Source organism: Yoonia sp., assembly GCF_036007805.1.
Classification (GTDB): Bacteria; Pseudomonadota; Alphaproteobacteria; order Rhodobacterales; family Rhodobacteraceae; genus Yoonia.
Map to the genome: position 1 here is coordinate 1 of NZ_DASYOK010000256.1, position 13496 is coordinate 13496.

Sequence of the window (13496 nt, forward strand, 5' to 3'; positions counted from 1 at the left end):
GCAGGAAAAGCGATCATCGCCACCGCGCGCAAGTTGCTGTCGATCATCTACGATACGCTCAAGAACGGCTGGGTCTTCGAAGATTTTACCAAATTTAAAATCAAACAAAATCAATGTCCTACTGGACAACCATCATAGGAGTGTACCAAATGCACATCAAAACAATCGGCCTTGATCTGGCGAAAAGCGTTTTTCAGGCTCACGGCATCGACGAAGCGGGCGATGCGGTTCTGGTCAAGAAGCTTCACCGCAAGCAGATGATCCCCTTCTTCTCGAAATTACCGCCCTGTCTGATCGGTGTGGAGGCGTGTGCCACAGCACATCATTGGGCGCGCACGTTGAGTGCGATGGGACATGACGTTCGGATCATGCCGCCTTCATACGTCAAAGGGTACGTGAAGCGTGGAAAAAGCGATGCGATTGATGCCGAGGCAATCTGTGAGGCAGTGGGGCGGCCCACGATGCGGTTCGTCCCTATGAAGACGGTCGAACAGCAAAGCATTCTGATGGCACATAGAACCCGGGCGCTGATTGTGCGCCAGAGAACCATGGCTGCGAATGCGCTGCGGGCGCACTTGGCGGAGTTTGGGCTGGTCGCAAATCCCGGCATCGCAAATCTTGTGAAGGTGGCTGATAAAGCTTTTGCAGATGCAACACTGCCACCTTACGCCCACAGAGCCCTTGAAATCCTGATCCGGCGCATGGCTGAGTTGACCGACGAGATCTGTGCGCTCGACCAAGAACTGAAGGCCTGGCACGCCAGCAACGAAGCAAGCCGAAGACTTGCAGCTATCCCTGGTATCGGCGTGATCACAGCAACCGCCCTCGCCGCCACCGTGACTGACCCCGACCAATTCAGCTCGGGAAGGCAATTTGCGGCTTGGCTCGGGCTGACCCCGAAACAGCACTCAACAGGTGGCAAAACCCGTTTAGGCGGCATCTCGAAACAAGGCGATCGATATCTGCGAAGATTGCTTGTTGTAGGGGCGACCGCCGTCATGCGGCACGCGAAGCGCAATCCAACACCCATGACAGACTGGGTCAATAACTTGCTGGAGAAAAAGCCCTTCCGGCTTGTATCTGTGGCTCTTGCAAACAAACTGGCGCGCATCGCATTGGTGGTACTCACCCGAGGAGAAACATATAGACCTTATGGGCTTGCCGCCTAAGCGCGCAGCCCTATCCGAATTGGCAAAGGCAGTCAATGATGCGTAACGATCGAGCCAACGGCGAGACAAACCCGTCTGATTCACCGCGCCTCACAAGCGCGCCAGGTTGATTAGGGACCTCTCCAGCGGATTTCCATCAGGGCCAGCAGATCGTTTCAAGCTGCACAAACAGGCCGGACATATGAAAGCAACCGATCACCGCAACAGGACAAAATCAACCCTTGCCAAAGGCGGCGTCCACATATGAATCAGAAATCAGGCCAAATGGGAATCTGGAGGGTTCTGTGAGGTCGCGGGGGACGACGCTGGGATCACACATGCGCTGTCCGCGACCTCATTGAAGCCGGATTGAACGAACCCGTGGGTTGGTTTTGAGCTATGGGGATTGTGTTGCTGGCTCAGCTCTGGGGTGGTGTTTGCGATGGCGAGCAGACCTCTGAATGGCAGAGCGCGGATGACAATTTGGCCCATGGCTGGTCTTCAAGGGTTGCGAAACCGGTGTGGTTTGCTGGCGAGTGGTGTTGCGCAACGGCCAGAACCGGGGCAACCAAGGCTTTGGGCCGTAGTGTATCGCTCCGGCCTGCATGGAAGCAGACGGTTGGATGGGTATCCGTTGTCTGTCGTGGTGGATCATGAGCTGTCGCTCCGGAAGGCCCATTTGGGCGGCGCCAGACCTTGGTACCATACGGTGATCTTGACCATAGATCGGCCGCAACATGGGCATTGCGGATTTCAGAATTACCAGACAGCGATTTCGCTAATTCCCGGACAGCCGTTTCAGTAATTCCCGGACAGTTCGGGCCTGGCTGATTATCTGCCTGCGATTATGTTTTGGAGTGGAGTGTTTCGGTATTTTCGCGGTGGGTCAAGTTCACGGTTTGATCTTTTCGTCGCATGCTGTCTCCTATGATGTTTGTCCAGCCATTTGGCCGGGTTTTCTGAGTTTGAAGGTGGGAAAGTCTTCGAAGATCCACCTGTTTTTCAATGTGTTGTAGATGATGGTTAGGAGTTTTCTCGCTGTGGCGATGATGGCCTTGCCCGATCCGCGTCTTTCTTTGATGCGCCGGTAAAAAGCACTCAGATAACCGGAGTATCGAATGGCGCTCAGCGTGCATTGCACGAGGGTTGTGCGCACCAGCTTGTTGCCCTGCTTGGTGATCCGCCCGTGCTGCGTGACGCCGTTGGAAGACGCCACGCGGGGGACGATGCCCACATATGCCGCAAGTTTGTCTGCGGTCGCGAAGTCTCGCACATCGCCAATGCCAGAAAGGAAGATCGCAGCAGCACGCGCACCGACGCCCTTGATCGAGGTGATCTCTTCAAAGCCGTCCAATGCGGAGGCTGCTTCGGCCAGCGCTTTGTCAATCGTGCGGATCGTGGCGGTCAACTCCAGTGCCTGATCACGCAGGACAGTGAGTTCGATCTTCTCGACGCCGCCAAAATTCTCGATCTCCAGGCTTTTGAGCCGCTTGTCCGAGAAGCCTTCCTTTTTCAGCTTGATCCCGTGGCGATTGAATATCCCGTGGATCTTGTTGAGGACCTTGGTGCGGGACTTTACCAGCATGTCGCGGGTCTGCGCGAGCGAGGCCAATTCCGCCTCGCCAGGCCGCTTCAGGCGCGTTTCGGGAAGCAAATCCTTGGACAGGAACGTAGCCAGTGCGCGGGCATCGTTCTTGTCGGTCTTCTTGACCGATCTGCGGATCACCTGAAACTGACGCGGGTTGACCACGACGATCCGCCCGACACAGGGACGGATTTCGTCGCAGAACCATGCTGTGTTGCCGGTAGCTTCAACGGCCACCTCGTCATCAGCATCAATGCTTAGGCAGAACCTTGCCAGGTCTGCCTGAGCCAATTGGTAGGTTGCGAAAGCCTGTGAACCATCCGCCTCAAGTCGGCAGATGGTGAAAGAATTGGTATGTAGATCGACACCGATATGGGCCATGTGGTATTCTCCCGTAGTTGGGAAGCGGAACCCCGGATGGGGTGTGAACGGCCAAACCAAACTCCTATTCGAGGTCGCGGCTAGAACCCACGCCTCAGGATGGTCGTTCGGAAACAGGTGCAGGTTAATCTCCTTTACAGGGTCAAACGCCCTAGCCAGCTCAAACAGCCTGAAACCTATCCGCTTCTCCCAACTCCATAACAGAATTGGGAATCTCGACCGCTCACAGGACATTCATCCCATCTCCTTTGGTGTCGATGCGGTGGGCGTTGTGGACGATCCTGTCGAGAATGGCGTCGGCGATTGTGGGTTCGCCGATCATGTCGTGCCAGCCTGAGACGGGCAGTTGCGCGGTGATGATGGTGCGCGCATCGCGGTGGCGCTCGAAGGAGGTGGATAGCGGAGAGCATAGCGCGGACCATCGGGCCGATGACGGCCACCTCGGCCAACTGAAAGGTGATGGCGCGGGCATGGCGGACGACGCGGGCACCGATCTTGATCAGTTGAGCTGGAAGCTGGTCAGGGACCAGTCGGCTGTTTCCGCCGTGTGGCGGCTGGTTCATCTTCAGTTCATTTGCACGAAACGAAATCTAAACCAAGAACAGAGTAAAATGAAATCAATAGCTTGCGAGGTGGAGAAGGTTGGAGACCAGGCCCATCCCCTCCGGGAAGTTTAACCGAGCGCCTCTCGCAACGATTTCGAGATAGAATCTGCAGCAGTCTTTACAGGTTCCGATGCCAGATGTGCATATCGCGCCGTGGTCTGTACCTGCGTGTGACCGAGGAGCTTGCCAATCATGGGCAGACCTTGGCCTGAGGCCACGGCCGTGGACGCGAAGGTGTGGCGCAAGTCATGGATCCGGACATCTTTGACCCCGGCGCGGGCGCGGACGCGTTGCCAGAAGGGCTGCAGATCGCTGAGCGGTTTGGCGGGTAGGGTGCCAGTGATAACCCAAGGATTCCCGTCGATGCGTTGCGCATCACGCAAATACTCGACCGCGGGGTCGCCAAGGTGGACAACCTTTTTACCCGACTTTGAGTCCGGCAACCTCAGGGCGTGCTCTTTGAAATCGACATAGTCCCATTTCAGCGTCATGATTTCGCCAAGGCGGCATCCGGTCAGGATCAGCAGCCGTGCCGCCAGAATAGCCGACGGCAACTCGACGCCCTCGCTTTCCATTTCGCGCAGGACCTCGCCTATCCGGCGCAATTCAGTGGCGCTGAGGAAACGCTCTCGCTTCTCTTCGGGGTATTTGCGGATGTGTTTGCGGGGGTTCGATCCATCAGGTCGTAGCCCCCACATCTCGGCCAGTACAAACATTTTGGAAACCACCTCAAGGCAGCGATTTGCCTGATAGGGAATATGCCTCAGGTCATGATGAAACTTCGCCACATCCGCGCGGGTGATGTCGGTAACGGTCAATTTGCCTAAGGCCGGCAATATGAAACGTCTGAGGTTGCCGCGATACTCTTTCGCGGTGCTGGCTTTGAGGCGTACTGCGATATGTTCTTTGTCGAAGCGTTCAGCCAGATCAATAACGGTGATGGCGTTGCGCTTGGCCGCGCGCTCCGCAGCAGGGTCTTCGCCGTTTTTAACAGCGGCGATGATTGTGATTGCACGGGTGCGTGCCTGATCGCAGGTCAAGACCGTGCTGGGCCCGAGACTCATACGCCGCGGGCGTCTCCCCGCGCGATACTGGACTACGAAGCTCTTGCGTCCGCTGGGCATAACACGGAGCCCGAAGCCGGGAATGCTCTCGTCCCAGACGAAAAACTCGCTGGTCTGCGCCTCAAGGGCGTCAACGATGCGCTTAGTCAGTTTTGGCATAGGGGTGGGCCTTCCGGAATGATTTTCTGTACTGTGCCGAAGGCGTTGAGGTAGTCAACGAACACATTGAAAGTGCGAAGAAAAAATGGATTGTGCGTGTTGCTGCGTACCGTCAGGGTTGCCGTGGATTACGCTGCCCTGCCTGGGCTTCGCATGGGACGTATATGGCGATGATTTACTAGACGGTAATGTTGCAGTGCTTTCGCAGGCTCAGATTGATGTCGTCAAATTTATAGCAGCGCGGATAGCTGCAGATGGTCGATCTTTTCTTTTTGCTGGAGACCTACGGATACAGGCACGCATTTATGCGCTAGGACGGATCGCACAAGAAATGAATGATCGCCTGGCGGTTCGTTTCACTCGGCGCTGCTTGTGGGGTGCACCTAATTGGGTGTTGTCTTTACCCCAGACTTCTTGAAGTAAACATGTAACGCAGTGGGAAACGGATTGGGTAGCCTATGATGAAATTACAGACCGTACTCGGATTACTAGTTGGCTTGGCCGTCGTGATGAGTGTTGCTGTGCAGGTATGGCTGTTCATTTATAGTACACCGCACCATGAGGCTGACTGCCAAACTGTTGGCACAAAAGTCTTTTGTAAATGAATAAGCGCGGCTCTTGTGGCTTGATCGGCTGATCTTCGACGGCCTGTCGCTTGCGCGATTTCACGACAGTCTCGGTGTTGATCACCAGCCAACAGCACAACGCTGAGATCGAAGCTTGCGATATCTGTATTGCTGCTCAGGCGGAGTTTGTGGTGGTGGCGTTACCATGTCGAACTTTTATCCGATGAAACTTATACTCTTTTTGATTGACGTGCTACCGCGACCATCACTCTCGGGCCACGCGGAAGCATAGTGGAAGCAAGAGTGTGGAAAGTGCTGATAATTCCTGCGCAGTCGCGGGCAAGCCGGTCACGGGGCAGGGTGCTGCAAGTGGCGGAAATGGCGAAGTAAAACGCAAGTCCAAGCAATTGTTCGTTGTTTGTCCGCAACGGCTCATAACCTGAAGGTCGTAGGTTCAAATTCTACTCCCGCAACCAAAATAATACGCCAAATCAAATGCCTAAGATGGTGGTGTCATAATACCATCGGCCTTTTTCACGTTTACGTCAACACCACGTCAACACCAGCTCAGAAAAACCGCATTCGCAGGCACTGGCGTGTATTGGCGGGCATTCAGCGACATTCGCAGGCAACCACCAGTGATGAAGATCTGCCGCGACAAAGGTATGCGCCGCTGGTGCAAAGGTTGACGGTTTGCCGGTCACACCTGCCCAAGGCACGCTGTCAGCCACCTCAGCCGCGTCGACCTTGCCGTCGTTATCCGCGTCATAGGCGGATTTGAGCATGTCGCCCGCACCAAAGCCTGCCAGCGCGGTTTGCACAAAGGCCGTCGTGGCCAGCTGGGTTGTATTGGTCCCGCCCGTGGCCGTCGGCGCCGTGGGCGTGCCGGTAAGCGCCGGTGAAGTCAGGGGCGCTTTTGCGCTTAACGCCGACTGCAACCCCGTGACATCGGCAATGCCATGGCCGTGCCCATCAGCAGCTTTCTCATCAAGAACAGCCTGCAGCCCGCTGACCTCGGAGATCGCATGACCATGGGTAGCGGCCGCCTTGCCCGCAAGCCCCGCATCGAACTGCGATTTGCGCACAAGATCGGTGCTGCTGCTGGCGTCCTGGCTCGACTTGGGCACAATCGAGAAGGTCTTTGCGCCACCAATGGTCTGGCTGCCCACGCGGGCGACAAACCCACCCGCACCTGCCAGCGGCACGATGGCGGTCGCATTGCCGCTGCCATCATCGCCTTTGCCGATGTAGAGCGTGTCGTCGACCTCGTTGTGGGCCACCTCGCCGGATTTGAGCGCGGCTGGCGCGCCGGCATTGCCGGCCTGGCGGCGTTTGAACTGGATCGTATTGGCCATCAGAAGAAGCCTCCGTTGATAGGTGTGTTGGTGGGCAGGATGGTGATGCCGGGATCGCCCTGATCGCCTTTGTCACCGGGTGGACCGACCTTGCCCTCCAGGCCTGGCTGGCCGCCAAGGCGGATGCGCAACGGCCCGGTGACTACCCGGACCTTGATGGGTGCGGTGATGGTGATCGGACCTGTTTGCGAGATGGCGGCACTCATGGGGCAAGCCCCCGCGTCACCGGCAGGATGACCGGCAACTCCAAGAGAAAGCCCAGATGCAGATCGGGCGCGAGATCGGTGCGCACCAGGTCCAGAACGACACGTCCGGGCGGGAGACCTGCTGTCTGCTCGGGGCGTAGCGCCAGTTCCAGAACCGTGTCGCTGATCCGCATGACACCGTGATCGGCACTGGTGAGCGTGGCCAAAACCTCGGCGGCATTCGGGCGTTCCCGGATTTGCCCTGCATAACTTGCGCCCTCGGCAAAGACCGGTGCTTCCGCCTCAATCTGTAGCCGCCACGCGTAGCCGATCAGCACGGCCGGGCCTTCCGTGACAGTGGTGGTTGTCATGTTTTGCTCCAAATGCCGGGATTACGCCGGATTGCGACTTGGCAAAGGCAAGGATAGAAAACCCTTGGAAATGCCGGGAGAATTTACATGGGACAATCCGATCAAGACCTCGATCATCTGAGCCGGTTGCTGCATGCGCTGCCCCCTCAGAACATGCCCATGACGCTCAGCGAACTGGACGGATATGTGACCGGCATACTGGCCTGTCCGGACATGATTGCACCATCGGAATGGTTGCCCCATGTCTGGGGAGAAACCGGCGACGCCGCGTTTGACGACAAGCAGACGGCCGAAGCTACAATTGGTGCCGTCATGGCCCATTACAATTCCGTTGCCGACGCGATCACACGCAGGCTCTGGATTGAACCTATCTACGAGATTGACCCCAACAGTGACGAGACGATCTGGGAGCCCTGGATCGATGGCTTCATACGCGCGATGGGCCTCAGACCGGATGCCTGGTCAAACCTGCTCGACGTCGCCGATGAGGAAACACAGGCGACGCTGATTTTCATGATGGCGCTGCAAGACATCTATACCGGAAATAGCAAATTCACGGAGGAAGAGATCGACGAGATCGACCTCGAAGCGCCTGATCTGATTCCGGGTTGCGTGATAACAATCCTTCATCAATCTCGCCCCGAACTCGCCGGACAGGCTCCGGCCAACCTGCCGGGCCAGCCGTTTCAGGCAGGACCGCGACCCGGCCGAAACGATCCATGCACCTGCAGGTCGGGCCGCAAATACAAGCAGTGCTGCGGCCGCAACTGAACGCTACAGATCAATTTCAAGGCTGCCACCCGCACAGCCGCGCGCCGACCTCGTTATGCGCCACGATCTGCGCAAGCGTCACGTCGCTCAAAACATCATGACGCGACGGGCGGATAGGCTCTGCCCAGTCGCAATCATCGCGCATGACAACTGGATCAATCGCGCATCCAGCGGTCAGTCCTGCGCTCAAGATCAGCGCGGTCAGCGTTTTGCACGTCATGGCGGATGTCCTTTGAGGTTTGCATGGATCTGACCCGCGCATCGGCACGGCGAACGGCAAAATTCGCCGCTGCGGCTTGGCGGCCTTGGCGGACGGCTATCCAAAGGGCGGCGAGGAGCGCCAAAGCCAGCGCGCCGTAAAAAACAGCCCGCCTGCCAAGCCCACTCAGGAGTGCGCGGGCAATGCTGATCATGGTGTGCGTCCTGTCCGGTGATCTTCAATGCGGGCGGAGCGTGCCTTCAACGCGTAGAGGATGACACCGACAAACATCACCATGCCGATCCAAGGGAGTGCAGCGGTCAGCCACGCCTCAAGACCTGCGAGCGCGAAGATCCGCGATGCTGTATCGCGGGCCTGTTCGGCCTCACGCAATGCTGGTGCGATCTGAGAGGTGATGGACCCTGCAGCCCCCAGAACTCCGAGGCCTATTTGGGCATTGGCGGCAGCAACGATCCGGCTTTGCTGGGGGCTGCCCGAGGCGCGCGCAGGTGCGACCTCGCGCGATGCGGCGTGCTCCAGCGCCTCTTCCAGTGCCACGTCAACGATTGGCACCAGCGGCAGTGCATTTTCATCGCGGAAAGCGAGAATGGCTGCCCGCGTGCGTGGACCGATGATCCCGTCGATGGTGCCGACCTCGTGGTATCCGAGATTTTTCAGGCGGGCCTGCACTGCCTTGACGGATAGGGTCACTGATGGCGCGACATGCCCAGCCCGCCTGACACCCAAGAGCTTTGAGATGGGATAGCGTTTCACATTCACCGCATCAGACTGATTGCCGCCAAGCCCCCAAACCCAGGCCCCCTCAATCCGATCGATGAAGAACACATGCCCCTGCCAGCTCGAAGACCCTCGCGGGATCACCCCGATATCACCGGGCTGCGCGTCCGCGATCTCTACCGGGATGCCCCAGTCGAGATAGGACCGTGCTGTCAGCTTGCGTGTTGAGCGAATGCCCGCCTTCTCCAGACAATGCCCGACGAAGGCCGCGCACCACGCCACAGAGTCGTGCTCCACCCAATCATGACCGACCGAGGCGTACATCTCCATGACGACGGGGTTGTTTGCGGGGCCCGGGCCCTCGGAGGTGCCGATATACCCGCGGGCAATTTCGAAAGGTGTCATGATGCTCTCCCATGCAAAAAGCCGCCCCGGAGGGCGGCTGTGTTGGTCGTATAATAAAGGCTGAGCCCTGCGGGGCTGCGCTGGTTAGGCGGCGCCTGCGTTAGGCTGCTGCGCGCACATACTCTTTGGCTTGCACAATCCAGTCATCCGCTGCGGCAGATAGGGACGGGCCTATGCCCACCACGCCGAAGAGTTGAACTTCATAGATTCCGGCGCCCCTCTGTTGCGCGGGCCAAAATCCATCTTGTGACAAAACCGCAGAGCGCAGAATTTCGACAGGGTCAACTGCCGCGGATACCTTGCTGAGAACCTGAGCAATATCAGTCATGAGAAAGTGCCTCCCTTTATCCATTCAGCAATATCCAGATGGCCTTCCTCCACTGAACATCAAGAGATGACCACGCTGATGGGCAGCTTATTTCTTGCGGCAAAGCCAGGCCGTCATCAGGGCCTCCGCCCCGCGCGGTCCCAGATACGCCAGCGTGGCCACAAGCCCCGTGCGCACCGGCTGGCCAAGATCAAAGTGGCTTGCGATGGCCTCGCCAATGATGGCCATGCCGATGGCCACGGGGATTTCCCACAAGAGCTCCTTGCCAAAAAACCGCCGCCGGCCAAGTTTCACCTCACCCGAGTGATACATCAGCCGCCCTGTAAAGGCGCCGATCAGTGTGGTCACCGCCCCGCCAAACAGGCTGTTCAACGTTTCCAAAAAGCCCGGCTCGGTCATGGGCGCCTCCCTTCCTCTTTGGTTCACGCAAGGCTCTTGCATGGGTTCTAATCTGGTCTATATTTGGTGCTGTATTTCGTACTATTTGGAGGCTGCCATGCAGCGCGTCGAAGCCAATATCGCCGTCAGCGTTTCTGATCTTAAAAAAAACCCGTCGCAGGTCATGGCGCAGGCAGCAGGCGAGTCCGTCGCCGTGCTGAACCACAACCGCGTCATGGCTTATATGGTGCCTGCCGCACGCTATGAGGCCTTGATGGAGCATATGGACGATTTGGAGCTGGCCGAGACGATCAAGAAGCGGACTGACGAGATACCGGTTCGGGTCAGCTTGGATGAGCTATGAGCTGCAATTCCTGCCGTCAGCCCTCAAAGAGTGGGATAAACTCGGCGCAACGCTGCAGTCGCAGTTCAAAAAGAAGCTTAAAGAGCGACTTGCTCAGCCCCATGTTGTGGCCGATGGCCTGCACGGCATGCCAAGCCACTACAAAATCAAGCTTCGCAGCGCGGGCTATCGCCTCGTCTACCGCGTAGACGACACCACTGTCACGGTAACGGTTGTGGCTGTGGGCAAGCGTGAGCGGAGCGTCGTCTATAAAAACGCACAGAAACGCGCTGACCCCTAGTATTCGCCGCCGTCGAGCAGCGGCTCAAAGGCGGCATCGGCCAGATTGCGCAGCTTGAGCGTCGGCGGCGTGGTGCTGGTATCCAGCCACAGCATGCCCGGCGCGGTGGCCGCAGGTTCTACCGCTCCGCTGCTGGTGGAGCGCAATGCTGCAACGATCTGGTTGATCTGGGCACGCACAGCCGCCCCGTTGTCGTTGATGATCACAAAGCTGGGTGCTTGGGACACTAGGCCACCTCATCCGCTATGAGCCGCAATTCCGAGACGATCGGCGTAAAAGCCGGATCACTTGTCCTGAGCCAGGCCCGTGCCTCAACCGCATGGGCCTCGATTTCACTGTTGTCGATCCGTCCCCAAGGTCCCCATACGGGGTTTGCCCCTACTGGGTCGTCATCGGTTTCCCGGACCTCGAGAACCACGTCGATATCAGCGCCCTCGGAGCCGTCAAAATCCGCCCAGGCATCGATGGGCGTCATGCGGTCATCGATGTAATCCGACAGGGCCGAGGCCCCGACCAGGATATCCGAGCGCAGCCGCACCCGCTTCAGCGCTCCAAAGTCGAGAAGGCTCTCAAACTGATAAAGACCTTCGCTCGCCAGTACGACGGGTGAACCTTGAGCATCCGTTCCGGTTTGCAGTTTCAACGTCCCGGCAGTCGCCACCAGACCGGTTTTCAGGCCGGGGAAGCCTGGCTCGGCTGCCAGCGTATTCAGCTGCGCAAAGCTCAGGATCTGCACGCCCTTCGTGCTCACGGTACTGACAGGACCAATGCGCCCCTCGCTGTCTTCGGCGCGCAGCAGATAGGTTCCAGGCTTAAGCGGCACGACCGCAATGGCCTCGCCGCCCGAGACGCGGTCCATGAGGGTGGAGTTCGCCCAAGTGGCGGCCATTTCCTTGCTATGGCGGATAATGACATTGCCGCCCACGCGGACATCCACATCAACCGAGCGCTGCCATTTCAACACGGCAAGACCGCCTGCGGACTGGATCGTCAGTCCCGTCAGCGCCGCTGGTGGCGCCGTTAGCCCCACGATCTCCAAAGCCCCCTCGCGCCACGCTGACGAGACCCCCAGTACCGAGATGGCTTTGATCCGCACATCCCATTGCCCCGGCTGGATGTCGCGCAACTCCATCCTCGTGCCGGATGTTCGACCCCGGTCCAGCCAGTCACCACCATCACGGCGGGTCTCTACCTGATAGGTATCGACAAAGCCCGAGGCCGCAGGCTCCCAGGCGATCCGTGCCAGGACTTTGACCGCCGAGCCGTCGCGTGTGACGTAAAGCTCCTCGGTGATCTGCGGCGCACCCGGTGGCGCGATGTCAAAGGCCGAGGGCAGCGTCGTGCGTGGTGCTGCCGCATAAATCTGTTCTTCCGAGGCATCCCAGTCGTAGATGAGCGGGGAGGTTTCCCGCAGGAGGAGTTCCGGTGCCAAGCGTGGACCCGGGCCGACCTGCGTCAGATCAAGCCGCACCGCTTCAACCTCAAAGGGCTTGCCCTCAGGCAGATCCGCACCGCCAAACCCCCAGCGGGCGTAGTGCACATATGTGGTCTCGCCGGCTGCAACCCGCCAGGCCTTGAGCTTGCCCGCCACCTTCAGGCTCATTTGGCGCCGCGCGCGCTCTAGCGCGATCTTGGCCAGCCGCTGCGCCATAGAAGCGGAGATCGTGAAGGGCAGTGAGATATCCCGCCAGACCCGCTCGCCATTGTCCTCCAAGCGGTAAGCTTCACTGGCGTAGGCCGGGAAGTCATCAGGCTGCCAGCTATTCTCGGGGCTGACAAACTGGCCGCGCACCGCATTAAAGTTTGACGCCCGGCTTTGCCGCGTCGTCAGGGTCATCCCGCCCTCGCGGACATCATCTGCCGTAATCGTGGTTTCTGGCACGCGGTAGGCCCCCGCGCGCATGTGCCATTGGCCTGCCTGCCAGATGCAGCGCCCTGCCATGGCTGTTAGCATCGCCTCGATAATGGTCTTGGGCGTTTCCGAGAGCGAGACCACACCATTACAGGTATAGCGCGGCTCCGTGCCACCGGCGGCCAATGGCACAGCCTCGTCACAGATATTGGCGGCCTCAATGAGACTGTCTGTCTCGATCCCGTCCGCACCCCCGATTGCAGCTCCGATGCCATAGGTCGCATGGGCCATATAGTCAGCCACACAAAGGGCCGCATTGTCAGTGTAACCCTCCTGACCCGTCCGTGGATCGAAGATGTCAGCCTTGCCCTCGAGATCGACGGTGATGTTGGGAATGCCTCCTGGAAAGGCATCTGCATCGTAGGTGAGCTTCAAATAGATCGCGGCACAGCCTGCAAGGCGGTGCGCGTCGCTCCAATGCTCGGGCGCCGCCGCAATCAGCCCCGCAAAGGCCGTCTGGTCATCGGCCCCAAGGCGCTTTTCCACGGCGACTTTGCCCGCCCAACGGCCCTGGGCCGCACCTGCGGCATCAACCGTTTCCTCGCCCTCAAAATAGATCGCCCCGATGGATTTGATGCGGTGCGCCGCCAAGACGACCACCAGGTGCAGGTCTTTGTCCTTTGCCCCTGTGGAATGCAGGAACACAATTACACCGCCCTTGCGCGTGCGGCCGTAGACCATTTCGCGTGGCATCACCGGCTC

16 protein-coding genes and 1 pseudogene are annotated in these 13496 nt (G+C 58.7%); 4 read left to right on the forward strand and 13 right to left on the reverse strand.

Annotated features, from left to right (window positions below; all coding sequences use genetic code 11):
• Nucleotides 1–149 precede the first annotated feature (149 nt).
• On the forward strand, nt 150–1169 hold the full coding sequence (locus VGP75_RS13845) for an IS110 family RNA-guided transposase (protein WP_327544227.1): 1020 nt from the start codon (nt 150–152) through the stop codon (nt 1167–1169).
• 904 nt (nt 1170–2073) lie between these two features.
• Here the strand turns inward: VGP75_RS13845 and VGP75_RS13850 are convergent.
• The 7 genes and pseudogenes from VGP75_RS13850 to VGP75_RS13880 form a co-directional block, all read right to left on the reverse strand.
• Nucleotides 2074–3114, reverse strand: coding sequence for an IS110 family RNA-guided transposase (locus VGP75_RS13850; protein ID WP_327544228.1), 1041 nt, complete (start codon nt 3112–3114; stop codon nt 2074–2076).
• Between the two features lie 223 nt (nt 3115–3337).
• Nucleotides 3338–3436: an ATP-binding protein gene (locus VGP75_RS13855; protein ID WP_414727806.1), complete on the reverse strand. Its 99-nt coding sequence runs from the start codon at nt 3434–3436 to the stop codon at nt 3338–3340.
• Between the two features lie 43 nt (nt 3437–3479).
• A pseudogene (locus tag VGP75_RS13860) lies at nt 3480–3649 on the reverse strand (IS1380 family transposase); the annotation flags it as partial.
• A 138-nt stretch (nt 3650–3787) separates the two neighbouring features.
• Entirely contained in the window at nt 3788–4942 is a 1155-nt protein-coding gene (locus tag VGP75_RS13865; protein WP_327544229.1) for a tyrosine-type recombinase/integrase, read from the reverse strand.
• 1111 nt (nt 4943–6053) lie between these two features.
• On the reverse strand, nt 6054–6863 hold the full coding sequence (locus tag VGP75_RS13870; RefSeq protein WP_327544230.1) for a phage tail fiber repeat family protein: 810 nt from the start codon (nt 6861–6863) through the stop codon (nt 6054–6056).
• On the reverse strand, nt 6863–7069 hold the full coding sequence (locus VGP75_RS13875; protein ID WP_327544231.1) for a hypothetical protein: 207 nt from the start codon (nt 7067–7069) through the stop codon (nt 6863–6865). The genes VGP75_RS13870 and VGP75_RS13875 overlap by 1 nt, the downstream gene beginning before the upstream one ends.
• The gene (locus VGP75_RS13880; protein WP_327544232.1) at nt 7066–7419 is read right to left on the reverse strand and encodes a hypothetical protein; all 354 of its coding nucleotides are present in this window, start codon (nt 7417–7419) and stop codon (nt 7066–7068) included. The genes VGP75_RS13875 and VGP75_RS13880 overlap by 4 nt, the downstream gene beginning before the upstream one ends.
• Nucleotides 7420–7506: 87 nt before the next feature.
• Here VGP75_RS13880 and VGP75_RS13885 point away from each other — a divergent pair, with 87 nt between their 5' ends.
• A complete protein-coding gene (locus tag VGP75_RS13885) occupies nt 7507–8190 on the forward strand; it encodes a UPF0149 family protein (RefSeq protein ID WP_327544233.1) in 684 nt (227 codons plus the stop codon).
• Nucleotides 8191–8206: 16 nt separating this feature from the next.
• Here VGP75_RS13885 and VGP75_RS13890 read toward each other — a convergent pair whose 3' ends face one another.
• From VGP75_RS13890 to VGP75_RS13905, 4 genes are all read right to left on the reverse strand, one after another.
• Nucleotides 8207–8410, reverse strand: a complete 204-nt coding sequence (locus tag VGP75_RS13890) for a hypothetical protein (RefSeq protein WP_327544234.1) — start codon at nt 8408–8410, stop codon at nt 8207–8209.
• Nucleotides 8411–8599: 189 nt separating this feature from the next.
• Entirely contained in the window at nt 8600–9532 is a 933-nt protein-coding gene (locus VGP75_RS13895; RefSeq protein ID WP_327544235.1) for a C40 family peptidase, read from the reverse strand.
• A 100-nt stretch (nt 9533–9632) separates the two neighbouring features.
• On the reverse strand, nt 9633–9860 hold the full coding sequence (locus VGP75_RS13900; RefSeq protein WP_327544236.1) for a hypothetical protein: 228 nt from the start codon (nt 9858–9860) through the stop codon (nt 9633–9635).
• A gap of 87 nt (nt 9861–9947) precedes the next feature.
• Nucleotides 9948–10259 carry a phage holin family protein gene (locus tag VGP75_RS13905; RefSeq protein ID WP_110281147.1) on the reverse strand — a complete coding sequence of 104 codons (312 nt, stop codon included), beginning with the start codon at nt 10257–10259 and terminating at the stop codon, nt 9948–9950.
• Nucleotides 10260–10356: 97 nt separating this feature from the next.
• Between VGP75_RS13905 and VGP75_RS13910 the strand changes: the two genes are divergently transcribed.
• The gene (locus VGP75_RS13910; protein ID WP_327544237.1) at nt 10357–10602 is read left to right on the forward strand and encodes a type II toxin-antitoxin system Phd/YefM family antitoxin; all 246 of its coding nucleotides are present in this window, start codon (nt 10357–10359) and stop codon (nt 10600–10602) included.
• Nucleotides 10592–10882, forward strand: a complete 291-nt coding sequence (locus VGP75_RS13915; protein WP_327544238.1) for a type II toxin-antitoxin system RelE family toxin — start codon at nt 10592–10594, stop codon at nt 10880–10882. The genes VGP75_RS13910 and VGP75_RS13915 overlap by 11 nt, the downstream gene beginning before the upstream one ends.
• On the opposite strand, the gene VGP75_RS13920 is transcribed toward VGP75_RS13915, so the two are convergent.
• Complete coding sequence (locus VGP75_RS13920; RefSeq protein WP_327544239.1) at nt 10879–11109, reverse strand: hypothetical protein; 231 nt, start codon at nt 11107–11109, stop codon at nt 10879–10881. The genes VGP75_RS13915 and VGP75_RS13920 overlap by 4 nt on opposite strands.
• Nucleotides 11109–13496: TipJ family phage tail tip protein (locus tag VGP75_RS13925; RefSeq protein WP_327544240.1), on the reverse strand; the 2388-nt coding region annotated here is incomplete at its 5' end. The genes VGP75_RS13920 and VGP75_RS13925, both read right to left, overlap by 1 nt.